This is a genomic window from Enterococcus sp. 6D12_DIV0197, from assembly GCF_002174385.1.
Lineage (GTDB): Bacteria > Bacillota > Bacilli > Lactobacillales > Enterococcaceae > Enterococcus_D > Enterococcus_D casseliflavus.
Window position 1 is genome coordinate 3378712 of the sequence record NZ_NIBN01000001.1, and the last position, 24895, is coordinate 3403606.

Sequence of the window (24895 nt, forward strand, 5' to 3'; positions counted from 1 at the left end):
GAAATGAGGAAAATAATGTCAATTGGTACTGGCATAGCTACAGGAAAAATCATCTTAATGGGTGAACATTCAGTTGTTTACGGTGAACCAGCAATTGCTTTCCCTTTTGCGGGAGCAAAAGTACAAGTCGAGATCACAGCAAATGAAACAAACACCTTGATTTCAAGTTACTATCACGGTCTGCTTGAAGAAGTCCCCAGCCACTTAAAAAATGTCAAAGACTTGCTGCATCGTCTGCAACAAGATTTCCACACGGGTCCTTTTGCAACCTCCATCGTCAGCACCATCCCTTCTGAACGGGGAATGGGTTCTAGCGCGGCGGTCGCTGTTGCATTGACTCGCGCTTTTTTTGATTGGATCAAAAAAGATTTTACAAAAGAAGAATTGATGACCTATGTCAACTTTTCTGAAAAAATCGCTCACGGCAATCCTAGCGGGATCGATGCTGCGGCAGCCAGTGGGACGGATGCCATTTACTTTATCAAAGGGCATCCCATCACTTCGTTTCCCCTCACGATCGACGGTTATCTGCTCGTCGCTGATACTGGCATCAAAGGGCAAACGAGAGAAGCTGTCAAAAGTGTCGCCCATCTTTTTGAAACCAGCAAGCAGCTGGCCAGTCAAGCGATCCAGCGTTTAGGGATCGAAACCAAAAGAGCCAAAGAGGCAATTATAGCCAATCAATTAGAAATATTAGGCGAAAGCATGAACAATGCCCATCAGGCACTGCAGCAGTTAGGGGTCAGCAATCAGCAACTGGATCAGTTGGTTTCCTCAGCATTGGCACACGGGGCTTATGGGGCGAAGCTGACCGGCGGGGGCCGAGGCGGCTGTATGATTGCACTAACCAAAACGAAGGAACAGGCTGAGAATATCAGCCGTATTTTATTGTCCGATGGCGCTCGTGCGGCATGGATACAAGGATTAGGAGTTTATGAACATGTATAAGGGAAAGGCTCGTGCCTACACGAATATCGCATTGATCAAGTATTGGGGAAAACAAGACGAAACCTTCATTTTACCGATGAACAATAGTTTGTCCCTGACCCTCGATGCTTTTTACACAGAAACAACGGTGGCTTTTTCACCCGATTTTACGCAAGATCGCTTTACATTGGATGGTGTGGTGCAAACAGACGCTGCCACCAAAAAAGTTGCGGACTTTTTGGATCTGGTACGAAAAAAAGCGGACTGCCCGTGGTATGCCACGGTGGAAAGTCAAAACTTCGTCCCAACCGCTGCTGGACTTGCCTCTTCTGCCAGCGGATTAGCGGCATTGGCGGGTGCCTGTAGTGAAGCACTGGACTTAAACTTGTCGGAGCAAGAGCTATCCCGTTTGGCCCGTCGCGGTTCTGGTTCGGCTTGTCGGAGTATCTACGGTGGCTTTGCTGAATGGCATCAAGGTACCGATGAGACTTCTTTTGCCACCCAAGTGCCGTCGAATGGCTGGGAAGAAGAATTGAGTATGATCTTTATCTTGATCAACGCACAAGCCAAAGAAGTCTCCAGTCGTGAGGGGATGCGCCGAACCGTTGAAACCTCGAGCTTTTATCCAGGCTGGCTTTCTGCCACTGCGAGCGATCTCGTGAAAATGAAACAAGCGATTGCCGAAAAAGACTTTACTGCTTTAGGTGAAACGACCGAGGCCAACGCCTTGAAAATGCATGGAACGACCTTAGCCGCCGAACCACCTTTTACTTATTGGTCTTCTGAATCTTTACGAGCTATGGAATGTGTCCGAATGCTGCGAAAAAAAGGATTGGCTTGCTATTTCACGATGGATGCTGGTCCCAATGTCAAAGTTTTATGCCAAAAACAAGAAGAACAAACGATTTTACGTGAATTAAGTGCTCACTTTGCCTCAGAACAATTAGTAACTGCTCATGCGGGCAAAGGATTAGCCTTTTTACCGGTGGAAGAATCTTCCCCTATCAACTAAGAAGCCATTAAGAAGCCATCGATTAGGAGTGTCGAAATGATTGAACTATCCGTTCCTGGAAAACTATTTATTGCTGGTGAATACGCCGTTGTCGAACCTGGTCATCCTGCAATCATCGTTGCCGTTGACCAATTTATCACGGTCACTGTTGAAGAGGCCCGTAAAAACGGCAGCATCCAGTCTGCCCAATACAGCGACCTGCCGATTCGCTGGACGCGTCGTAAAGGCGAATTAGTCTTAGACCACCGAGATAACCCGTTCCACTATATTTTGGCAGCCATTCGTCTGACGGAAAAATATGCCCAAGAAAAAGGCATCCCCCTTTCCTTTTACGATTTAAAAGTGACCAGTGAACTGGATAACTCGAATGGTCGCAAATATGGCCTCGGTTCCAGCGGTGCCGTGACTGTTGCCACGGTCAAAGCATTGAATCTGTACTATCAAATGGACATGGATCGGTTGACCCAATTCAAAATTGCGGCTCTTGCCCATCTCGCTGTTCAAGGCAATGGGTCGTGCGGTGATATTGCGGCCTCTTGTTATGGCGGCTGGATCGCTTTTTCAACCTTCGATCACGACTGGGTCTTAGCCAAACAAAAAGACCATACCTTAACAGAATTGATCGCTTTCGATTGGCCAGGATTATCGATCCGTCCCTTGACGGTTCCGAAATCTCTTCGACTATTGATTGGCTGGACAGGCTCTCCTGCCTCCACCTCTGATTTAGTGGATCAAGTCTATCAATCCAAAGAAGAAAAAGAAAACGCCTATGCGGCCTTTTTAGCAGCCAGCAAAGACTGCGTCAATCGATTGATCGACGGCTTCTTAAATGAAGACAGTCGCACGATCAAAAAAATGATCACGGAAAATCGAAAGCTCCTGCGGGAGTTGTCCGCACTGACTGGTGTGCCGATTGAAACTCCAGCACTTAAAAAGCTTTGTGATCTAGCAGAAAATTATTGTGGTGCAGCCAAATCTTCCGGTGCCGGCGGCGGCGATTGCGGTATCGTGATCGTTGACCAAAAAACCGGTATTTTACCATTGATGAGTGCGTGGGAAAAAGCCGAGATCACCCCATTGCCGCTGCATGTTTACCATTACCGGGAGGACCTATCATGAATCGAAAAGATGAACATGTTTCCTTAGCAAAAGCGTTCCATAAAGAACACAGCAACGATTTTGATGCAGTTCGCTTGGTTCACCAGTCGTTTCCACAAATTGACGTGGCTGATGTGTCAATTGCGACGACTGTCTTTGACCGCTCATTTTCCAGCCCTTTTTTCATCAATGCCATGACCGGCGGCAGTGAAAAAACCTTAAAAATCAATCAAGAGTTAGCAGAGATCGCACAAGCCTGTGAGTTGATGATGGCAACCGGCTCCGTTTCGGCTGCCTTAAAAGACCCAAGTGTCGCCGATTCTTTTCGTATCGTCCGTAAAACCAATCCTGACGGCTTCTTATTAGCCAATATTGGCGCGGGCAGTCCCGTTGAAAATGCACAGCGGGCAGTGGAGCTCTTTGGTGCCGATGCCTTGCAGATCCATCTGAATGCACCGCAAGAATTAGTGATGCCAGAAGGCGATCGTCAATTTAGCCAATGGCTGTCCTTATTGGAAAAAACGATGGCTTCTGTTGCCGTTCCTGTTGTCGTCAAAGAGGTCGGCTTTGGGATGTCCCGTGAAACGATCCAGCAGTTACTGGCGATCGGCGTACAAACGATTGATGTTGCTGGCAGCGGCGGCACAAGTTTTACTCAAATCGAAAATGCTCGTCGAAAAAAACGTGAATTGGCGTATTTAGACACCTTTGGTCAATCCACAGTGATTTCCTTGCTGGAAGCAAATGAGATCCAACAGCCCTTTACCCGCATCGCTTCAGGCGGAGTTCGGGATGCTTACGATATCTTCAAAGCACTTTGCCTTGGTGCCGATAGCGTAGGACTATCCGCCACGATCCTCGTGCTGCTTTTGTCAAAAGGCAAAGAAGAAACCATCGCCACCTTACAATCATGGAAGGAACAGCTGCAGCTGCTCTACACAATGGCAGGACAGACAAGCACCAAAGACCTTACCAAGGTTCAGCTGATTTTTTCTGGTGCTGTCAAAGAGTGGTGTGAAGCACGTCAGATTTCCTTAGCAAAGTATAGTTTGCGTTAAGCAATCCAATCGCTGACTACCACATCAAATAAGTAAAAGCAGTACAATTCGTTTTTTATTGTACTGCTTTTTTTGTGTTCTTTTTTCTATAATAGTAAGTTTCCATTTATCATTTGGATAGTAATGTTATTTAATCGCTACTTGATAATCACTTTCATTATCAGGTACGTTGTTTTTTTACCATCTTGTTTTCGAATGTGCTATGCTCAAGTTGAGGGAGGAACAATCGCTTGTTTCTTGAGAAAAGGATCGGTTTTTCATTCCTAGACTACATTCAAAAGGAGGCGTTTCTTATGAGTAAATCAGAATCGTCGGCTGTTTTTTCAACGATCGCTTGTTTGCTATTGATGGCAACTGGCTTTCTTATGGCATCTTTTTCCATTCCTTACAGCTTTGTCCCTTATCTGTTAGCGATTCTTGCTGGTGGTTGGAAACAAACCTGGGAAGGCACGCAAGAATTGGTGCACGACAAACGGTTGAACGTCGATCTATTGATGGCATTAGCCGCCATTGGTGCCTGTATCATTGGTCATTGGTTTGAAGGGGCGATGTTGACCTTTATCTTTTGTTTGAGCGGTGCCCTTGAGGAATATACGACCAACAAAAGTACGCGAGAAATCAGTTCATTAATGGCACTGCAACCAACGACTGCCTTAAAAATGATTGAAAGTGGCGAGCTCGTCGAAGTACCAGTGGAAGCCCTTCAGTTAAAAGATACGATTATGGTGGCAAAAGGCAGTGCGATCCCAATCGATGGTATCGTGATCCAAGGAAGCAGCAGCGTTGATGAGGCGGCCATCAGTGGCGAATCCATTCCTGTCGAGAAACGTTTAGGCAGTGAAGTCTTTGGGGGAACCATCAACCTCGGACAGCCATTGTACATTGAAGTTACTCAAACGAGTGAAAACACTCGCTTTGCAAAAATCATTCAATTGGTGGAAGAAGCACAGCAAATGCCAAGTCAAACGGCGACCCTGATAGAGAAAATCGAACGGATCTATGTGCCGATCGTCTTGATCGCCGTCCCGCTAATGATCGTTTTGTGTACGTTTTTCACGAATTGGGGGTTCCAAGAAAGCTTTTATCGCGGCATGGTCTTACTGGTGGTGGCATCTCCTTGTGCTTTAGTCGCCTCTGCTACTCCTGCGACCTTAGCAGCCATTTCTCACGCTGCTCGTTTAGGCGTTTTATGCAAAGGCGGACAAGCCTTAGATGCCTTTGCCAATGTCAAAGCGATCGCTTTTGACAAAACCGGAACGCTGACTCGTGGCAAACCTGCTGTCACTGATGTCCAACTGTTGCTGGATGAACCCTTTATTCCCCAACTGATCGTCGGGATGGAAAAACAATCAAATCACCCATTGGCTGAAGCGATCTTGGCGTATTTTCACGATGAAAAGCCATTGGAATTAGCCGTGGAAGAACAAGCGGGGGTCGGTCTAGCCGCCACTTACCAAGCTGCCCATTGGACGATTGGAAAAGAAGTCGATTTAACCTCTGTTGCTGACAATGAGCAAACTCGCATCCACGAATTGAAAGCAGCTGGAAAAACCTTGATTTATATCAATCGTGACCGTGTTTTAGCAGGGTATTTAGCGCTATTGGATCAGCCCCGTCCTGAAGCTCGCGAGAGTCTTGCCTACTTCAATGAGCAGGGGATTCACACGACGATGCTGACGGGTGATCATTTAGGTACTGCTAAAGTGATCGCAGCAGAAATCGGCTTGTCTGACTACGAAAGTGATTGCCTGCCTGATGAGAAAACCACTCGGATCAAAGAAATGAAAGAAACCTACAAAATCAATGCGATGGTCGGTGATGGGATCAATGATGCCCCCGCCTTAGCGACCGCAAGTGTGGGGATCGCGATGGGCGAAGGAACCGACGTCGCAATGGATGTGGCGGACATCGTCTTGATGAAAAATGATTTGCTGCGCTTGGTCGACAGTCACCGTTTGGCTAAAAAATTACAGCGGATCATCAAACAAAACATCGTCTTTTCTATCAGTGTCATCTTGTTGCTGATTGCTTCAAACTTCCTTGAATTTCTCACGCTGCCTCTAGGGGTCGTGGGTCATGAAGGAAGCACGATCTTAGTTATCTTAAACGGGTTGCGTATGCTTTTGCCATTACACAAAGAAACACCCCATCAAGCCAAACCAACTCGCAAAGATTGTGATGATTGCGTCTTGTATCAACAGTCTTTGCATACGTGATCACTACTTGCATTAGAAAAACGCCCGTTGTTGGCACTTCACTAGAAGTCCATCAACGGGCGTTTTGCTGTTTTTTCCTATTTATGCGTGATTGGCAAGTTGTTCCGTGTAGAGTTTGCCATCGTACATCTTAAAGAATGGATAATAGCAGAGAATGGAAACCCCTAAGTTGATCAAAGCGATCAGGATGGCTCGGAAATCACCACCGGTTCCTAAAAACGCCCCAATTCCGACTGGCGAGATCCAGGGAATGCCAGTAATGACTTTATCGACAAAGCCAAATGAGCTAGCAAAGTAAGCAATCGTGACGTTGATCAAAGGGGTCATGATAAAGGGGATGATCAAATACGGATTGTAGACGATCGGTGCCCCGAAGATCACTGGTTCATTGATATTAAAAAGTCCTGGTAAGATCGCTGCTTTTCCTAAGACTTTGAGCTGTTGTGATTTTGCCACAAACAGCATCAATAAAACCAATCCAAGCGTACTTCCTGCGCCGCCCATAAAAATATACATGTTCACGAAATCCCCAGCAAAAATATTATTGGCACCATCGATATTTTCCGTTAGAGCCACCAAAAGGATGGGATTGATGAAACTATTTTTAATAACAGCCGTCCCATGAACCCCCACTGCCCATAAGAGATGGATAAGGAGCATAATCACGATGATTCCTAACCAAGAACCCGTCAACTCTTTCACGAATTCAAATGGTTTGGACAGCAATCCGTGAAGATCCGTGTGGAAAACCGCCAGTACTCCATTGATCGCCACCATCAAAAAGGCGATCAAAATCGCTGGGATCAATGACGCAAATGCCTTGCTGACTCCATCAGGAACTCCTTCAGGCATCTGGATGGTGATCTTTCTTCTTACACAAAAACGATAGACCGACGTAGCAAGCACTGCGGTGATGATCCCAATAAAGATGCCTACCCCGCTAAAGCGTGTGATCCAACCGCCTATGGCGATCCCATTGTAAACAATGGCAGTTTCGCTTTCTGACTGCAGCAATTGAGCTGCCCCATCGGTAATGTCGACTTGAATGATCGTCATTAAAAAGGCAAACAAACTTAATAACGCCCCTACAAAACTGCTCATAGTCAAATGATCTTCTTTATGATAAAACTCAGTTAAATAATACCCTGTTGCTAAACAATAAAAAACAGCAATCGAGCCGACAGACATCGTGGTCACGACACTATAGAGCGGTGAAAATCGTAAAATCGTTTGTTCGAAAAAGCCAGCCAGTGGTGGAATGATCTGCGGTAAATTATTGATGATCAAAAAGATCGATCCGACGATCGTAAAAGGGACCGTAATGATCCCTGCTTGCATGATTGCGCGAATAAAGCGTAAATTCGCCAACTTATTCAAAGGCGGCATCAAACGCGTTTCTAAAAAGGTAAAAACACTTGTCATCGTTACTCCTCCAACGAAGGGATCGCCCCTTCTTCAATCAGCTTTTGATACCAATAAAACCTGTCTTTTCTCACTCGTTTTTGTTCTTTTTCCTGTGCATCATTGCGATCCACGTAAATAAAACCATACCGTTTTCGAATCCCCTCATGTACACTGATCAAATCAATGGCAGACCACGGACTGTATCCGATCAGATCCACCCCAGCATTGATCGCGGCTAAGCATTGGCTGATATGCTGCGACAAATAATCGATACGGTAGGGATCATGAACCGTGCCATCTGCTTCTAGATGATCTTCTGCCCCTAAGCCGTTTTCGGTAATGATGATCGGCAAGTGGTAACGATCATAAAGAGTCTGCAACGTCGTTTTCAGTCCCAAGGGATCGATGGTCCAATTGAAGGCATTTTTCTTCAAGAACGTATTGGTGAACCCTTTGTAAAAACCACGTTCCATAATGTCTTCACTTTGCTGATCGCTGATGCCGTTTTTCATGTCCCCAGCTTCCGTCGGCTGCTCCACTGTCACCGTGGTGTAGAAGTTCATCGCGACAAAGTCAGGCAAAGCCCGTTTCATCAACGCCTCATCCTCAGGCCCAAAGTCAATCGTGAGCCCGTTTTGGTTCAAATAATCTTGAAAGACCGTGTTGTAACGACCGAAGCAGGCAAAATCAAGGTAAGCCCAGTTCCGGACACTGTTGAAGTACAACGCTGCTTGGTTGTCTTCTGGTCGACTAGTCGCCGCATAGACCAACGAAATATTCGGCACCGGTCCGATTTTGCCATTTGGAACGATTTCATGACACGCTTCGAAGGCATATTTTTCAGCGATCATCAGGTGATGAAATTGCTGGTATTTTTCTGATAATGGAATTTTTTTCCCTAATATTTTTTGATCCACCAGCAGCATGATATTTGGTTCATTGATCGTCAGCCAGTGCGTCACTCGATCCCCATAGGCTGTAAACAGCGTTTTGGCATATGCGGCAAATGCCTCAACAGTGCTGCGTTTTGTCCAGCCGCCTTCGTCTTCCAATGCTTGCGGCAAGTCAAAATGGTTCAACGTCACAAAGGGCTGAATTCCGTGTTTTAGCAATTCATCAATGACATCGCTGTAATGATCCAATCCTTTTTGATTGACGGTACCGCGCCCTTCTGGAAAAATTCGCGCCCAAGCGATCGAAAAGCGGAAAATTTTGATCCCCATTTCTGCTAACAAGGCGATATCCTCTTTGTACTTGTGGTAATGGTCGACAGCCACTGTAAAATCTGCGATCTCATGGTTGTCTCTTGGACGAGTATCTTGGACACTCAGCCCCTTACCGTCGGTTTGATACGCCCCTTCGGTTTGGTGCGCGGAAATCGATGCTCCCCACAAAAAATCGGTTGGAAATGTTTGTTTCATATCGTACTCCTTATCCTAAATAAGATGCGTTTGACATCTTAGAATTATTGCTTGCATGGCAAAGACAATATTCTGAATTATCTCTTATTTTTCGCGGTAACGCAAAAAATAACTCCTGTCAAGTAAGACCCTCTTGAAGAGCTGCTACTTAGACACAAAAAAAGCAAAGTCCAGTTTCCTAGACTTTGCTTATGATTTAGAAGTAGCAGCTTATTTTTTCTCTGCTTTGTCTTCGTTCAATAGTGCTTTTCTTGAAAGGTTCACACGACCTTGTTTGTCGATTTCTGTAACCTTCACTAAGATTTCGTCGCCTTCTTTGACAACGTCTTCCACTTTGTTGACCCGTTCGTTCGCAAGTTGTGAAATATGAACTAAGCCGTCTTTGCCTTTGATCAAGTTGACAAACGCACCGAATTTTTCAATACGGACAACTTTACCAAGGTACACTTCGCCAACTTTTACTTCTTTCGTCAATTCTTCAATGATCTTGATGGCTTTTTGGATCATTTCTGCATCAGCAGAAGCAATCGAAACTTTTCCGTCTTGATCGATATCGATTTTCACGCCAGTTTCATCAATGATGCCATTGATGGTGTCGCCGCCTTTACCGATTACATCTTTGATCTTCGCAGGATCGATTTGGATCATTTCGATCTTCGGTGCGTATTGGCTTAACTCTTCACGAGGAGCAGCCAATGTTGATGTCAATTCATTTAAGATTTCCATCCGCGCTTTTTTCGCTTGATCTAATGCTTCTGTCAAGATTTGTTCAGTGATTCCTTGGATCTTGATATCCATTTGTAACGCAGTGATCCCATCTTTGGTTCCAGCAACTTTAAAGTCCATATCGCCAAGGTGATCTTCTAAGCCTTGGATATCCGTTAAGATCGTGTAGTTTTCACCATCAGATACAAGTCCCATTGCGATACCTGCAACTGGTGCTTTGATTGGCACCCCTGCATCCATCAATGCTAAGGTTCCTGCACAAATACTTGCTTGAGAAGAAGAACCATTTGATTCTAATACTTCTGCAACTAGACGGATTGTGTAAGGGAAGTCTGTTTCATCAGGAATCACTTGTGCTAAGGCACGTTCGCCTAATGCACCATGACCGATTTCACGACGTCCTGGTGAGCCAGCACGACCAGTCGAACCAACAGAAAATTGAGGGAAGTTGTAATGGTGGATGAATCGTTTTGATTCTTCAACCCCTAATCCATCAATGATTTGGTGTTCACCTAAAGGTGCTAACGTACAAGCAGACAAGGCTTGGGTTTGTCCCCGAGTAAATAGACCAGAACCATGAACACGTGGCAATAAGCCAACTTCTGATGCCAATGGACGGATTTCGTCTAATTGACGGCCATCCGGACGAATCTTGTCGATGGTGATCAATTCGCGAACCACATCTTTTTCAAGATCTTCTGCGATTTGTTTCACTTCTTTCAAGAATTGTGCTTCCTCTTCATGTCCAGCAAATTTTTCTGCATATACTTCTTTCACTGTGTCTTTGACTTTATCGATCTCGTCTTCACGAGCCAATTTTTCTTCCGTCATAACAGCAGTTTTCATTGTTTGGTAGTAGCCGTCGAAAATTTCTTTTTTCAAGTCAGCATCTACTTGTAACAATTTGACTTCCATTTTTGGTTTGCCCACAGCTGCGACAACTTCTTCTTGGAAGGCAACCAATTCTTTGATAGCATCAAAACCGAATAATAACGCACCTAACATGTCTTCTTCAGAAACTTCTTTCGCTCCTGATTCAACCATGTTGATGGCTTTTTTCGTTCCAGCTACTGTCAATTCGATATCGGTTTGTTCTGCTTGTTCTACTGTTGGATTCAAGACGTATTCGCCATTGACCCGACCGACATCGACACCAGCGATCGGTCCGTCAAACGGGATATCTGAAATAGATAACGCTAAAGAAGAACCTAACATTGCCGCCATTGCTGGCGTACAATCTTGTTCAACACTCATTACGATGTTTGTAACTTGTACTTCGTTACGGAAGCCTTCCGCAAACATTGGACGGATCGGACGGTCGATCAAGCGGGCAGTCAAGGTTGCTTCCGTACTTGGACGTCCTTCGCGTTTGATAAAGCCACCAGGTACTTTCCCTACGGCATACATTTTTTCTTCGTAATTGATCGTTAATGGGAAAAAGTCGGTATCTTTTGCTTCCTTAGATGCAACCGCTGCACTTAGGACAACCGTGTCGCCATAACGAACCAATACAGCTCCGTTTGCTTGCTTGGCTAATTGGCCAACTTCTACTTCTAATGGGCGGCCGCCCCAAGTTGTTTTGAATACTTGTTTTTCTGTCATGTTCTGCTCCTTTTCATCGGATCCCAGCAAGTCACTACTAAACAAATGAAAAAATCGGAATGTCGTTCCGCTGCTTTCATTTGGTTAGTAGGATGCTGCTTACAAGGACCCAAAATTCTTTTTGGCTGCGCTTTTTGATTCACCAGTCAAAAGGCCGCTATTTCGGTGTTTCACTTTTTAGATGGCTCGAGCTTACCTGTCAGACTGCATCAGCTGTTTTAGCCGACAATGCAGTCGCAGTGATTCCGCTGCTTGGTTACTACCCTCGTTGCTCTCGCCTAGTAGGTTTCATCATCTGCTCTGTGCGGCTTGCGCCGCCCAGTCGCAGTGATTCATAGCAAAAAAGTGAGATTCGGGTTGAACCTCACTTTTCTTTGTTTGATTAACGACGTAATCCTAAAGCTTGGATTAATTCGCGGTAACGTTGTACGTCTTTTTGACGTAGGTAAGCTAATAAGTTACGACGATGTCCAACTTTTTTCATCAACCCACGGTATGAATGGTGGTCTTTTTTGTGCATACGTGCATGTTCGTTCAAATGGTTGATTTCTTCTGTTAAAACAGCGATTTGAACTTCTGGAGAACCAGTATCTCCTTCATGACGTGCAAATTTGTTGATGATTTCGTTTTTGCGTTCTTTTGAAATTGCCATGTTTTTCACCTCTTTTTCTTTTTCCCCTGCGACTGAGTAAAACGTTGGTGATTCGTTAAACCAAGTAACAGGTACTGTGCTTTTCACACGTAATTACTTTACTTGATTCTAAGTAAAAAAGCAAGTTTATCTACCTATTCTTTTCGTTTCTTTTGAAAGCTCCTCCAAAACTTATGTTATACTTAGGATACTACTCTATCTAAAGGAAGTGTAAGGATGAGCGTTCTTTCCCGAATCGAGAGCATGAAAAATGAATTATCGCTTTCTGAGAAGAAACTCTTCGCATTCATGGAGGCCAATCCTGAAAAAGTGCCGTCGATGACTGCGAGTCAATTAGCAGAAGCCACTGGGATCAGTGCACCAACCGTTGTACGTTTTGCGAAAAAAACCGGCTTTGCTAGTTTGACAGATTTAAAAATACAATTATCTGCCGAATCCGGCTTGCGCCACAATGCCAATGAGCATTTAGGCTATGCCGATGTTGAATTAAACGAGCCCTTTCATGCCATCACCTCAAAATTGAGCCACAATGCCCAGGTGACCATGAATGAGACGGCCCAATTATTAGAAGAACAGCTGATGTTGGCTGCCGCTGAACTGATCGCGACTCGTGAACGCATTTTTGTCTGCGGAATCGGTGCTTCCTCATTGATCGCACAAGATATCCAACAAAAATGGACTCGTTTAGGCAAGATCGTCGTGTTTGAAAATGACTACAATCTCTTGTTGCCGCAACTTGTCAAAAACGAGAAAAAAAGTCTGGTCTGGGTCATTTCCAACAGTGGACACACGCCTGAGATGGTTCACTTAGCCGAAATCGCTAAAAATCTTGGCGTTCCGATCCTGTCACTCACCCGCTTTGGTAGCAATCCGTTGACGAAGTTGGCGGATGTTCCCCTGCAAGTGTCCCGTTCCAAAGAAGCCAACCAGCGGAGTGCCGCTACCAATTCAATCATCGCCCACCTATTAGCGGTCGATGTCCTTTTCTATGTCTTTTTAAGTAAAAATGAAAAGCTGGCACGCAATATCTACGCGTCACGCCAAGCCATCGCTGATTTTCGTGAGAAGTATTTGTAAAATGTTAGGGAGCTATAGCCTCCTACTCTTTATTAAAGCGATGACTCTACCCATTGATGAAACGTTTTTTACCAATCAAAGACAAGAGGCTGAATGTCATCAGCCTCTATTTTTTATGCTAAGCAATGATCCCCGTTGTAGAATGAACTGGACGTTGCATTCATTCTTACTCTGTCTCGCTAGATAAAATCCGCTCCTGTTTTCTCCTTGCTCGCGACTACTTTCCTCATTGCCCCTCCTCCAAATACGAGACTACCCACGAATCAAATAGTTTTTGATACGCAGCTTTTGGGCGGTCTTTTTCTTGATACACCTTTTGTGCGATGGCCGCTTGGAGCCAAAAAATCGCTTGGATCACTTCACGACTAGTCTGAGCCTCAGGTACATCCGCCCAGACGGATAAAGCGATCGCCTGTGTTTGGGCAAGCTGTTCCTGTGCAACTTGTTGTCCATTGGCAAACGTCGTCAACTGGAATTCATTGCTGATTTTTTCGTAGGTTGGATAAGTATAGCCTGCCGCTTCTCCTAAGACATAATAGAAAAAATTATCATTGTGATTGATCATGGTATAGCCTTTTTCAAAAAAGACATCTGCCGGCGCCATATTCTGGTTCCAACGGGTCCAATAGGAGATTTGGCAATTCTCTGTCAACGTTGTCTGCTCTTGGCGATTCAAGCGGTAAAACCCATCATTCCAGACCCGCACAACAAAGCCGAGACTTTCAACAAAGGCCGCCAGCTCATTGACGTAATCAATAAAGACTTCGATTCCGCTAGCTTTTTCCCCATAGCGCTCGCGGGCTGCTTCGATCATTTGCGGAAAGTTTTCTAAATGATCAAAATCAATAAACTCATCGGCACCAATATGAAAATAGGTGCTTTCTTCAAACAGTTGCGCATATTCCCGATAAACTTCCTGAATAAAAGCTACCGCTTCTGAATCCAAAATGTTCAGTGCTCGATCATCACGCGTACCATCGGCTGTCGGTAATTGCCACTCGGGCTTTTGAGCCAACACTTGCCGCAAATGACCGGGAGAATCAAAGTCCGGAATGATGGCAATGCGATGTTCGTGGGCATATGCGATCAATTCACGGATCTCTTGTTTGGTCAAATACTCCTCCGAAACGATTTCTGGAAATTGCTCTGATTCAATGCGAAATCCTTCATTTTCGGAAAAGTGTAGCTGTAGATGGGTAAACTGGAAACAAGCCATACTACGAACGACAGCTTTTAAATCCATCAAGGAGTAAAATTTGCGACCAATATCGATCATTAAGCAACGTTCGGGGATAGCCGCCGTATAAGAACCTTCCCGCAACTGATCAGTAAAGAAATCTCGCCAGTATTTCGTTGTAGCAGGATAGACCTTCTCAGGAGTTGAGACAATAATCCGTTGCTTTTCAAAACGGAAATCTGCATCAAGTGATGGCCTGAGAACGATTTGGGGTTGGTGGTCTGGCATTTGCCAGCCCATTGTTGCAAAAAGAGCGGTTGCTTTTTTATAATCTACGAATTCATTGTGTGCTTCATTCATCTTCGTTTCTCCCAGTACAATTAATAATTTGTTCCCTTTTACGAAGGTTCCTTTCTATCATAACACCTGATTATAAGAACGTTTTCATTTTGAGAGATTTCTTAATAAGTACTAATCAGAAAAGCCGGTCCTGTGTATGTTGGTTAATTGCCTATTCAAACGATCATCCCAGTAAAGCCAACAATTCTCATGTAGTTGTCGATCAATTCGTTATAACTTTTCTGGAAGGATGTGAATGGGAAAAAGAGCCAGCTTCCCAATGATGATTCTCTCCCCTACACTACTACAAAAGAAAAATCAGCTGAGCTGCAATTGGCCTTTACTATTGAAACAGTCCCTGCTCCAAATAATCCACCAACGGACCCAAGTACTTTTTATCCGTCCAATCACAATCTTGGCCGTTGGCTTCCATGAGCGCCTTCATCTGCGGATCATAGGTGTGAGGCGCTTTCTTAGCCGCAGCTTTTCTTAACATTTTCACTAAGTTTCGATCAAAGAAATTCATTTTGCTTTCCTGCCATTGTCCTCTGCCGTAAAAAAGGGGGATGTCTTTTAGCGGACCCGTGAGATTCTGTTCTCTGAGTTTTTTCACAACATCTTCTTCAGGAGCAGAGGCTCCCGCACAAAAGATAAGTATCTCTTTGTCTTTTAGCTGGTTGGTATTCTTTTTTAAAAAGGACAGTCCAGCAATACCCGATGCATAGATTCCCCCACAGAAGATAATTGTGTCATAATCCATTACTTCAGCTATTTTCGCTTTTGGGGTTTCTAGGCTGGAAAAACCTGTTGCATCTTGAAGCCAGTGGACATACTTTTTGACAGCGCCGTATTTCGATTGATAAACAATAATGCCGTTTTTCATGGGGGAACTCCTCTCTGCAGTTAGGACTGCACCTTATGGTTTTGTGCCAGCTATTGCTTGTTCTAAAAACGTTTCGTACGCTTTTTCCTGTTGTGCATAGATTTCATCTAGTGGAATACCAGGTGTCGTTACTGAGAAAATCGTACCGATTCCGATCGTGTAAATGAGCATATGCATGTGTAGCTGTTTGGCGGTTTCTATACTGATAGTCAAATCGGCGGCAATCCTTTGGGCTACTTGAGGATTCGTCTCCAACTGATACAGATCTTCTAATGACGAAACATTCGCTCTTTTTTGTAAGACAAAAATACTCAAAATATGGGGTTCTTCTTTCGCCAATTGCAAATACGCGTGTCCGGTACTGCGAAACAGATCCTGGGGGTCGCTATGGGCTTCTAGATACGCTTGTAAAAATTGCCGTGCTTTCTGCTCTACCTCTGTTCGCAGGCCCTCCATATTGGTGCAGTAACTATAAATGGGCTGGACTGAACAGCCTAACTTCTCGGCAATGTTCTTGACGATCACGTGCTCCATACCGCCTTTTCGAGCAATCTCAAAGGCGGCATCAACCACCATTTCCTTTGTTATTCGTTGTTTCGGCATTCATTGCCCTCCTTAAGCACAAGTTGCGTTATATAAACCCTTTATATAAATCTATTATATTATTTAGTTCCTTCGAAGTCAATTGGATCCAAGATGCTATCCCTCGCTCTTTCTATTGAATAAAGAGCTGTCGCTTTCTCACAAATCATCGTTCATAAGGTGTAAATCTTCCGTTACTTTCCAATGATTGCTGGCTCTTTTATCCGCATAAAAAAGGTACAGCCCACAGAAAAAGGCTGTACCGTAGATAATACGTATGGGCTCTTTTACACTCGAAGCTGCTACACTTCTGGGGTGTCCTCTGGTGGCGCTTCGGGGATCGGTTCTTCCTCTTCATACAAGGAGGAAACCCGCGTATACCATTCAAACACATGGGTAATGACCACTTTAGCTGCCGCATACACAGGAATCCCTAAAATGACCCCAACAAGGCCAAACAGTTTTCCTGAAGTCAAGAGGACTAACAGGATCGTGACAGGATGAATCGACAACTCGTTTCCTAGAACTAATGGCGAAATCAAGCGGCCTTCAATGGTCTGCTCAATGACAAAGACGATCAGCACTTGGATCAGTAACACGGGTCCACCGACGATTCCTAAAAAGACCGCAGGAATCATGGCCAAAAAAGATCCTAAATAAGGGATTAAATTTAGAAATCCCGCTGCAATCCCCAGTGTGATGGCATAATCTAAGCCAATGATACTAAACCCGATCATAAACATCACTGCGACCGCAAACGCCACCGTCAGTTGTCCCCGAATATAGGAGGATACTTGATCGTTCATCTCTTTTAAGACGACCAGTGATGGCTGGCGCATTTTGGTTGGCAGAAATTTAACAAAATAAGGGGCTAGTTTACGGCCATCTTTCAGTAGGTAGAACAAAATAAATGGCATGGTAATGACCGCTAAAACGATCGTTGCAACGGCGCCGAAGAAACTGCCTAGATTTTGAATCGTGCTGCGGGAAAGGTTTTGGACGATATCCGTCAAAGAAGAAATCAGCTTCTCATTGGAGGCTTCGATCTGCTCTTGGACTTGCGAGAAGATTGGATCAGAGAGAATCTCATTCACCTTATTCTCGATGATCGTCAAGTAGCCTGGCAAATTATCCGCAAAGCTCATGGATTGCTCTTGGATCTTAGGGATGATCACCACCACACCCCAGACGATCAGACCAACCACTAAAATAAAGAGACCAAAAATACTGTAGATTCGTTTGATTCCCTTGCGTTCTAAGTAGTCGACGGTGGGGTTCATCAAGTAATACAAGATCCCCGCCAAAATGATTGGCAATCCGACGATGGCTAAAAATTGCCAGACGGGTTCAAACAAATACGACACTTTCGTAAAGAGCAGCAAAATCAAGAGAATCAATAAAATGACCAGCAAGCTGGTCACTGCTTGATTGTTTAAAAACCATTTCCAAAACCAGGAATGCGGCTTTTTCTGCGTTTCTTTCATGACATTCTTTGCCTCCTAGTCGTACGTCACCTGCATGCCGACTTCTAGTTTCGGCAGAACAGTTGGCGTTAAATAAATCGCACTTGAAAGCTGATCTTCAGCCGGCACTTCGTCAAAGACAAAGGTCACATGCTGGATCGTTTGCAGGATTTGGTTTACGACCGTCCCTACATATTGGACTTGATAGGTCTGATCACCAAAAGTGATCTGGTCCCCTTTTGTGACGACTAACGCTTGCGAATCAGGAATCGTTTGAATGACTGAATATTCTCGCAGTGTGTCGGTCGCTTCTTCCCCAAAAAAGATGATCATTCTTTCTTGTGAATCGATCGCTTGTGGACCGATTTCTTTGATCGTCCCTTTTTTCATATGACAAACTCCCCTTTCTATCTTCTTGTTTATTATAACATAAAGAGTTTTTCTACCCGCCCAAAACCGCATTCTATGGTAGAATTAAATAGGAATGAAACTATTAGGAGGTTTTTTTATGTTGCAAACGATTTATTTAGGTACGTACACTCGTCGCGAAAGTAAAGGGATCTATTCGATCGCTTTAGATACGGAAAAAGGAACACTGACCGATTTGACCTTATGCGCGGAAGAAAAAAGTCCGACTTATCTTGCCCGCAGTAAAAAAGAAGCAGTTTACAGCGTCACAGAAGTAGATGGTAACGGCGGCGCAGCTGCTTATACCCCAGACTTTACCTTGCTGAATACCGCAACGGAAGAAGGCGCACCACTTTGCTATGTAGCAGTTGATGAAACCCGTCAGCTTTTATATGGTGCCAACTACCATAAAGGTGAAGTGAATGTTTATAAAATTCTAGAGGATGGCAGCATCGAAGCAACGGACAGCATCTACCATGATGAACCCGTCGGCTCTCATGAAAACCAAGACAAACCTCATGTCCACTATACTGACTTAACACCAGACCAACGTTTAGCAGTTTGTGACCTTGGAACAGACCGGGTCTATACTTATGATATTTCAGAAGATGGCAAACTGACAGAAGTTTCCGTTTACGTGGCAGAAGACGGAACTGGTCCACGTCACTTGGTCTTCCATCCAACTAACCAATACGCTTACTTAGTGGGCGAATTAGACAGCTCATTGACTGTTTTACGCTACAATGAAGCAGATGGCAGTTTTGAGAAAATCCAAAAGGTGCCAACGATCCCTGCGGACTTTACGGATTTCAACAGTGGCGCTGCGGTACGTATCTCGAACGATGGCCGTTTTGTTTACAGCTCAAATCGCGGCCATAATTCAATCGCTGTTTTTGAAGTAACCGATGAAGGCGCTGGCCTGACTTTTGTTCAATCAATCTCGACTGAAGGCGACTTCCCTCGCGATTTCGATTTGGACCCGACAAACGATTATCTCGTTTGTGCCAACCAAAATTCTGATAACCTAACGTTATACAAACGCGATGAAGCCACTGGCAAATTGACTGTCTTAGAAAAAGACATCTACGCACCAGAATGTGTCTGCGTCTTATTCAAAAAATAAAGTTTTGGAGGATTCCCCCATGTTTGATAAAACACCAAAGGAACTTGTGCTCAAAGATTTTTCTAATATCTACAATAAATGTCAATCAACCTTTGAACTAGTGACGAGCCGCAAATACAATGAATCATTGGTCCTATTAACGACTGCAGAAACGTATGCGATCGCTGAAAAAGCCTATATTCGCTGCGATACTGCCAAAGAGCTGCAAACAGCGGAAGTCATTGCTTTCTTTGATGCTTTTGAGATCTATTATTTTGAATTAAAACAAGTCCTTTTTCATGATGACGATGATTTTGTTTCTTTAAAAAATCGTTTAGAAAAAATGAAAGACACTTACGAAGCATTGACAGCCTCATTTCATTTGTTATGATGAAATCAAATCAACTGTGAAAAAGGTGACGTTATGAACCAAGAACAAGTGTTGGATCGTTTACGAGAAGAATTGGCCATGCCGTTTTTCGAAGCAAAACTAGAAGACAAAGAGTATTCCGAAGAAGACTATCAACAAGTCAAAGCGGATTTGGTAAAATACTTTGATGACTATGTACGCAATGTAGAAAATTAAGAAACAGCCTGCGATGATTCCTTCATCGCAGGCTGTTTTACTGTTATAACGTCACTAGAAAGTTTTGATTCGTCGTAGCTTCGATTTGAGGATGCTGTTTTAAATAGTCAGCAATCAGTTCCGTCATATCGACTTGAATCTCACGAACGATTTTTTCGGCAGAAAACATGGCGTAGTTGCCGCCACCTACTGCACGGTATTGGTTAATGACGATCTCTAATTCTTGATCCATCGCAATGGCTTTTTCTTCAAAGTCCAAGCGGGTGATTCGCTGACCGACGGGTTGACTAAGATCGATCGTATACTCGATGCCTTCATACATATCGTAGTTATAATATTGAGGTTTTGGCTCAATAAAAGCAGGATTGAAGACGATCTGACCGTCAACAACGGCTAAATAATCCGCCGTTTGTTCTAAAGCGGCTTTTAATTCGGCACCTGTTATTTTGACTACAGCTAACGTATTTGGGTAAATATAATTGGTGATCACATCCCGCATCGTGATAGTTGCGCCAAAGCCTTTGCCTTCATTGTTGAAAAGAGCAGTACCAGAAATTTTGGCGCCGCTGGCAGCCATCTGAACACGATTGATAAATTCAATATAAGGGTGCTCTTTCAAGCGTGCCCCCATCGGATCGGTGATTCGCATATCCCCACTGACTTTGCCTAACGGCTGATCTAGCCAGGTTTGTAATTCTTCTTCGATGGGTGCTAACAAAGCCAACGTCTCTTGATCTGGGACAGCATCTGCAACAGGGATCAACGCAGCCGTACTGTTTGTGACATGAACCCCTGTCTGATTTTTTTCAACCGTCAATTCGATGGCGCCGATAAAGCTTCCACGATAACCGGGCTGTACAACGGGGACACCATTGATTTTTGTGGCGATCTCACGGTGCTGGTGTCCTGTGAAGAACGCATCGATTCCTGAGACTTCCTGCAATAATTGATAGCCCTCATTTTCACCAGTCAATAATTCGGTCGGTTCTCCAGTGACTAAATCACGCTCGAAGCCGCCATGGTAGCTGACGACAACGATATCGGCTTGTTCTCTTAAGTAAGGCACATAGTTTTTCGCTGTCTCAACGATGCTGACAAACTGCATCCCGCGAATCGTCGCAGGCTGTTCCCAATGAGGAATATATGGCGTCACCATTCCTAAGATCGCGATCTTTACCCCTTCTTTTTCAATGATGGTGTAAGCTTGGCCAAAGAATGGTTCTCCCGCTTCATTTAAAATATTCGCTGCGAGTACTGGTGTTTGGTAGCTGGCGATCGCTTCTTGCAAATAAGGCAGACCGTAGTTGAACTCATGATTGCCTAAGACATGGACATCAACGTCCAGGTGGTTGACGACAGCGGTCAATGCGGCAACGGAGTGCTGGCTTTTGGCGATGTAATAGCTTAAGGGCGAGCCTTGGATAAAGTCGCCATTTTCGATCGTTACGACCGGTCCGGTGGCTGCTTGACGTAGCTCTTTCATTTTGGTAGCAACTTTTGCCACGCCGAATCCTTGTTCCGTGTCATCGGCAAAATTAGTTGGATAGACATAGCCATGCATATCGCTCGTTTCTAAAAACGTGATTTTCATTCAAAAGACTCCTTTTCCCCTCAATAGACCAAAAGGGCATGCGCATAAGTCGAAAACCCTCGAAAGCCAGCATTTTCTGCTTCCTTGTGTCTTCAACCCTTATGGCACAAACCCTTTTGTCTTTCATTCTCAGGTGTTTCCCTGATTATACCCTATTTTGACGAAGAAATTCAGAATTATTGGTTCCAAGCATCTTCTAATTGTGGTTTTGCGTTTTCAATCAATTGATCGACATCTTGATCTGTATTAGACAAAATGTTTTCCATGATTGAACGCATTTCATTGTAAGCAGGATCAGCATTTTCAATCACTGGGATCGAGAACAATTCTTTGGTTGCATCTTCTAATTTGGCAGCCACTTTTGTTTCAGGATTGTTTTTGTATTCATCGCTTTCCAAAACAGATTCAACAACTGGCATGTAGCCGGTATCGATCGCCCATGTTTTTTGCGCTTCTGGCGAAGTTAAGTATTTCATGTATTCAAAAGCAGCGGTGCGTTGCTCTGGTGTTGCGCTGTTGAACATATACAAGTCAGTTCCTTGTTGCAAGTTGATTGGTTCTGGACGAGCTGCTACGTCATATTCAAATTTGCCTTCGGTATCTTTTTTAACAAAGCCTTCCCCTGCGATTGAGCCGACATACATTGCGACTTGCTCATTGGCAAATGGTCCAGACAAGTATTGATCAGAACCAGCGATTCGGAAGTAGCCGTCTTTGACACCATCTAGGTAGTAGTTGATGACTTCTTTTGATTCATCGCTGTCTAATTGCAAGTCTTTGTCAAAATCAACGCCTTGATTTTTCATTGCGATGGCATAGTAGTTGTTTAATGAGTCAAAACCAGCACCTACGACTTCACCGTTTGATTTTTCGTAGATTTCTTGAGAAGCTTCTTTTAATTCTTCCAGGTTTGTTGGTACGTCAATACCATACTCGTCTAACATGTCTGCATTGTAAAACAGCATTTCTGTAGATTTGTTGAAAGGAATCCCGTATTGCACGCCGTCGATTTGTGCACCATCTAAAAGGGCACTGCGGATCTCTTCTTGGTCACCCCAACCGATAGTATCATCGTTGATGTATTCGCCAAGGTCAACTAGCATGTCATCTTGGGCAGCATTCCATAACCAACCAGGATATGCTTGGGTGATAGTTGGCAGATCTTTTGGTGAAGGCAAGGTTGAATTTACCTTTGCTTGCAGATCAGAGTAGCTTGATTGATTTTGCAATTCGATCTTGATGTTTGGATTTTCGTCCATGAATTGCTCGGTCAATTTCGTCAATGATTCTTCTTGCGCACCATTCATTGCATGCCAAAAGGTGACAGTCGTATCTTCGCTTAGTTCTGTAACGATTTCATCACTTTCCGTAGAACCAGATGAATCGTTGTTGTTTCCACAAGCCCCTAATACCAATGTCGCGGCTGCAGCTGCTGCAAATGCAAGTTTCTTTGTTTTCATTTTTTCCTCTCCTCTATCACTCTAAAATAATTTTTTCACCGCGTTGCGGCAATATTCTTTCACCATACGGATTCACCAGATTTTCTGGTTTCAGCGTATGGATTGGAACCAATCGTTGGGGCTCGATCCATGCAATGATCTGATCTAAATCAGCTGGTTTCGCATGTCCCGAGTTTGGCAAACGGACAAATTCGATCTCCAGTGCTGCCAATTGATCCAAAAAGACTTGATAAGCTGGATCAAAATCGCCTAACGGCTGCGCATCACTGTGAATATACAAACCACCCGTCTGCAAGTTTTCAAAATGCGCGACTGCTTGCCAAAGGTACTGGCTCGTGTCGGCACATAATGCCTGATAAGAAATGGCGAAGGCTGGATCGAGAGTCGCTGGTACTTGATCATCGATCGTATAGAACGGTACATCTTTATTGAAAATTTCTTTCAACAAAGCAGCTTGCGTCGCCTCTAAAACAACCGTCCGCGGCGCGGCTTCAACAAGCGCCATAAAGCGCTCGACATTGGCTGGATAGCCATTGAAAGTAATTTGTCGTTGGGGATTTTCTTTGACCAAACGCACGAAGGTCTCGATCAATTCTGTTTCACTTTCCACTGTGATCGCTTTGGGGTCCGGTTCTCTTTCTGGAAAGCTGATGCTGACCCCTTCCATCATCAATAAATCCGTGTGTTTGGCTAACTGACAGAATTCTTTGGTACGTTCTGGATGATAGCCATGCAAACGCAAATCACCGGTATAAGCGATAAAATGATCTGGCGTGCGAATCAACAAAGCTGCCGCACCGTACGCATCATGATCGACTGGAATGATCTCGACTTCGATTTCCCCGACCCGAATCACATCATGGGGTTCTAAGCCGATCAATTCACGGACAAAGCTTTTTTCTTCATGAGGAACGGGCAGCAAGAAGTCCCCTTTTTGATTCAACACTTCGAGGATCGCTTTGGTTTCCTTCAAGGTGTACATAGGAATATTTGGGTCTAAAAAGTTGATCATCTTGGAATGATCCAGATGGGCGTGGGAAAGAAAAACTGCTGTTTCTTGGTATTCTTTCGTTTCGCTTCCTTGGTACGTGTAGTCTAAGCGTGGATCGTAGACATTTTTCAGTTCTGGTATCCAGCGATGCGCAACTAACGTTTGTAATTCTTCATCTGGTAAGGGTGTTTCTGGATGATACTCCGAACCGAAATCAAAAAAGATATGGGCATCTTTGTACGCAACTTCGATGACGGTTCCTCCAATCGTTAAGATCCCGCTATGAAAGGTAATCGTCGTTTTATCCTTTGATGCCATCTTTAGCCACTCCTTTGATAATTTCTTTTCTAAAGATCAAGTAAATGATCAGAATTGGAATGACGGTCAAGGTCGCTGCCGCCATTTGTAAATGAACGTCACTGCCGCTTTCTGTGGTAAAGGCAGCCAATCCATTATTTAAGAGACGGTATTTTTTCTCATTGGTTACTAGCAACGGCCATAAGAAGGAATTCCAGCTAGAGATGAAAGTCAAGATCCCGACTGTCACTAAGGCTGGTTTAGACATGGGGATCAAAATCCGCCGAATGTAAGCCAAATCGCTAGCACCGTCGATTTTGGCCGCTTTGTAAAAGGTATTGGAAATACTTTGCAAATAACCGTTTAAATAATAGATGTAAAAAATACTGGTCAGAAAGGGAATGATCAAGGCACTATACGTATTCAATAAGCCCATTCGCGCAATCGTATTGTAATTGGTGAAAATGATCGATTCATAAGGAACCATCAATAACGAGATCATCAATCCGATAACTAACCGTTTGTATTTGAATTCAAGACTAGTCAATGCAAAGGCAGCTAGAATCGCAGTGATCAGCGTCGCGATAGTCGTCACCGCGGAAACGAAGACCGTATTAAAGAAGTAGCGTAAAAACGGTGCTCGGGTAAAAACTTCCCCGTAGTTGCTCCACTGGAAAGACTCTGGCATGATCGTCGGTGGAATACTGGTTGCTTCACTGTAGGTCATTAGACCAGCTAAAATCATATAGACAAAGGGAAACAGCGTGATCACTGCTAAAATTGCTAAAAACAGCATCGAAACAATCGTGACAATTTTTTTCAT

Annotated in this window: 22 protein-coding genes; 9 read left to right on the top strand and 13 right to left on the bottom strand. The window is 44.2% G+C overall.

What is annotated here, in order from left to right; genetic code table 11:
- The first annotated feature begins 15 nt into the window (after positions 1-15).
- The 5 genes from mvk (at position 16) to A5867_RS15920 (ending at position 6311) form a co-directional block, all read left to right on the top strand.
- The gene (gene mvk, locus A5867_RS15900) at positions 16-948 is read left to right on the top strand and encodes a mevalonate kinase (protein ID WP_015510390.1); all 933 of its coding nucleotides are present in this window, start codon (positions 16-18) and stop codon (positions 946-948) included.
- Positions 941-1939: a diphosphomevalonate decarboxylase gene (gene mvaD / locus A5867_RS15905; RefSeq protein ID WP_060791519.1), complete on the top strand. Its 999-nt coding sequence runs from the start codon at positions 941-943 to the stop codon at positions 1937-1939. Before mvk ends, mvaD begins: the two co-directional genes overlap by 8 nt.
- 36 nt (positions 1940-1975) lie before the next feature.
- A complete protein-coding gene (locus A5867_RS15910; RefSeq protein ID WP_005228086.1) occupies positions 1976-3058 on the top strand; it encodes a phosphomevalonate kinase in 1083 nt (360 codons plus the stop codon).
- Positions 3055-4095, top strand: coding sequence for a type 2 isopentenyl-diphosphate Delta-isomerase (gene fni, locus A5867_RS15915; RefSeq protein ID WP_087628024.1), 1041 nt, complete (start codon positions 3055-3057; stop codon positions 4093-4095). Before A5867_RS15910 ends, fni begins: the two co-directional genes overlap by 4 nt.
- A gap of 293 nt (positions 4096-4388) precedes the next feature.
- Positions 4389-6311 carry a heavy metal translocating P-type ATPase gene (locus tag A5867_RS15920; RefSeq protein ID WP_087628025.1) on the top strand — a complete coding sequence of 641 codons (1923 nt, stop codon included), beginning with the start codon at positions 4389-4391 and terminating at the stop codon, positions 6309-6311.
- Between the two features lie 81 nt (positions 6312-6392).
- Here A5867_RS15920 and celB read toward each other — a convergent pair whose 3' ends face one another.
- The 4 genes from celB to rpsO form a co-directional block, all read right to left on the bottom strand.
- On the bottom strand, positions 6393-7733 hold the full coding sequence (celB, locus tag A5867_RS15925; protein WP_087628026.1) for a PTS cellobiose transporter subunit IIC: 1341 nt from the start codon (positions 7731-7733) through the stop codon (positions 6393-6395).
- A 2-nt stretch (positions 7734-7735) separates the two neighbouring features.
- On the bottom strand, positions 7736-9136 hold the full coding sequence (locus A5867_RS15930; protein WP_087628027.1) for a glycoside hydrolase family 1 protein: 1401 nt from the start codon (positions 9134-9136) through the stop codon (positions 7736-7738).
- A 210-nt stretch (positions 9137-9346) separates the two neighbouring features.
- Complete coding sequence (gene pnp / locus A5867_RS15935) at positions 9347-11464, bottom strand: polyribonucleotide nucleotidyltransferase (protein ID WP_005231801.1); 2118 nt, start codon at positions 11462-11464, stop codon at positions 9347-9349.
- A 382-nt stretch (positions 11465-11846) separates the two neighbouring features.
- Entirely contained in the window at positions 11847-12116 is a 270-nt protein-coding gene (gene rpsO / locus A5867_RS15940; protein ID WP_005228072.1) for a 30S ribosomal protein S15, read from the bottom strand.
- Between the two features lie 216 nt (positions 12117-12332).
- On the opposite strand from rpsO, the gene A5867_RS15945 reads away from it, so the two are divergent.
- Positions 12333-13193, top strand: a complete 861-nt coding sequence (locus A5867_RS15945; protein ID WP_005228070.1) for a MurR/RpiR family transcriptional regulator — start codon at positions 12333-12335, stop codon at positions 13191-13193.
- 226 nt (positions 13194-13419) lie between these two features.
- Here A5867_RS15945 and A5867_RS15950 read toward each other — a convergent pair whose 3' ends face one another.
- The 5 genes from A5867_RS15950 to A5867_RS15970 form a co-directional block, all read right to left on the bottom strand.
- Positions 13420-14730: a family 20 glycosylhydrolase gene (locus A5867_RS15950; RefSeq protein WP_087628028.1), complete on the bottom strand. Its 1311-nt coding sequence runs from the start codon at positions 14728-14730 to the stop codon at positions 13420-13422.
- 322 nt (positions 14731-15052) lie between these two features.
- Positions 15053-15592, bottom strand: coding sequence for a flavodoxin domain-containing protein (locus tag A5867_RS15955; RefSeq protein ID WP_087628029.1), 540 nt, complete (start codon positions 15590-15592; stop codon positions 15053-15055).
- Positions 15593-15625: 33 nt separating this feature from the next.
- The gene (locus tag A5867_RS15960) at positions 15626-16195 is read right to left on the bottom strand and encodes a TetR/AcrR family transcriptional regulator (protein ID WP_010749120.1); all 570 of its coding nucleotides are present in this window, start codon (positions 16193-16195) and stop codon (positions 15626-15628) included.
- 281 nt (positions 16196-16476) lie between these two features.
- Complete coding sequence (locus A5867_RS15965) at positions 16477-17658, bottom strand: AI-2E family transporter (protein ID WP_005228027.1); 1182 nt, start codon at positions 17656-17658, stop codon at positions 16477-16479.
- A 15-nt stretch (positions 17659-17673) separates the two neighbouring features.
- Positions 17674-18027 carry a PTS glucitol/sorbitol transporter subunit IIA gene (locus tag A5867_RS15970; protein ID WP_005228025.1) on the bottom strand — a complete coding sequence of 118 codons (354 nt, stop codon included), beginning with the start codon at positions 18025-18027 and terminating at the stop codon, positions 17674-17676.
- A 118-nt stretch (positions 18028-18145) separates the two neighbouring features.
- Here A5867_RS15970 and A5867_RS15975 point away from each other — a divergent pair, with 118 nt between their 5' ends.
- The 3 genes from A5867_RS15975 to A5867_RS18020 are packed head-to-tail and all read left to right on the top strand — an operon-like array spanning position 18146 to position 19733.
- The gene (locus tag A5867_RS15975) at positions 18146-19168 is read left to right on the top strand and encodes a lactonase family protein (RefSeq protein WP_087628030.1); all 1023 of its coding nucleotides are present in this window, start codon (positions 18146-18148) and stop codon (positions 19166-19168) included.
- 19 nt (positions 19169-19187) lie between these two features.
- Positions 19188-19538, top strand: a complete 351-nt coding sequence (locus tag A5867_RS15980) for a hypothetical protein (protein WP_005233740.1) — start codon at positions 19188-19190, stop codon at positions 19536-19538.
- 33 nt (positions 19539-19571) lie between these two features.
- Positions 19572-19733 carry a hypothetical protein gene (locus A5867_RS18020; protein WP_005228019.1) on the top strand — a complete coding sequence of 54 codons (162 nt, stop codon included), beginning with the start codon at positions 19572-19574 and terminating at the stop codon, positions 19731-19733.
- 43 nt (positions 19734-19776) lie between these two features.
- On the opposite strand, the gene A5867_RS15990 is transcribed toward A5867_RS18020, so the two are convergent.
- The 4 genes from A5867_RS15990 to A5867_RS16005 all read right to left on the bottom strand — a co-directional run bounded on the left by A5867_RS15990 (position 19777) and on the right by A5867_RS16005 (position 24895).
- Entirely contained in the window at positions 19777-21324 is a 1548-nt protein-coding gene (locus A5867_RS15990; RefSeq protein WP_005228018.1) for a bifunctional metallophosphatase/5'-nucleotidase, read from the bottom strand.
- 176 nt (positions 21325-21500) lie between these two features.
- Positions 21501-22784 (bottom strand): ABC transporter substrate-binding protein, encoded by a 1284-nt coding sequence (locus A5867_RS15995; RefSeq protein WP_015510416.1) that lies wholly within the window; start codon positions 22782-22784, stop codon positions 21501-21503.
- Between the two features lie 16 nt (positions 22785-22800).
- Positions 22801-24093 carry an MBL fold metallo-hydrolase gene (locus A5867_RS16000; protein WP_005228016.1) on the bottom strand — a complete coding sequence of 431 codons (1293 nt, stop codon included), beginning with the start codon at positions 24091-24093 and terminating at the stop codon, positions 22801-22803.
- Positions 24077-24895 (bottom strand): carbohydrate ABC transporter permease, encoded by an 819-nt coding sequence (locus A5867_RS16005; protein ID WP_005228015.1) that lies wholly within the window; start codon positions 24893-24895, stop codon positions 24077-24079. The genes A5867_RS16000 and A5867_RS16005 overlap by 17 nt, the downstream gene beginning before the upstream one ends.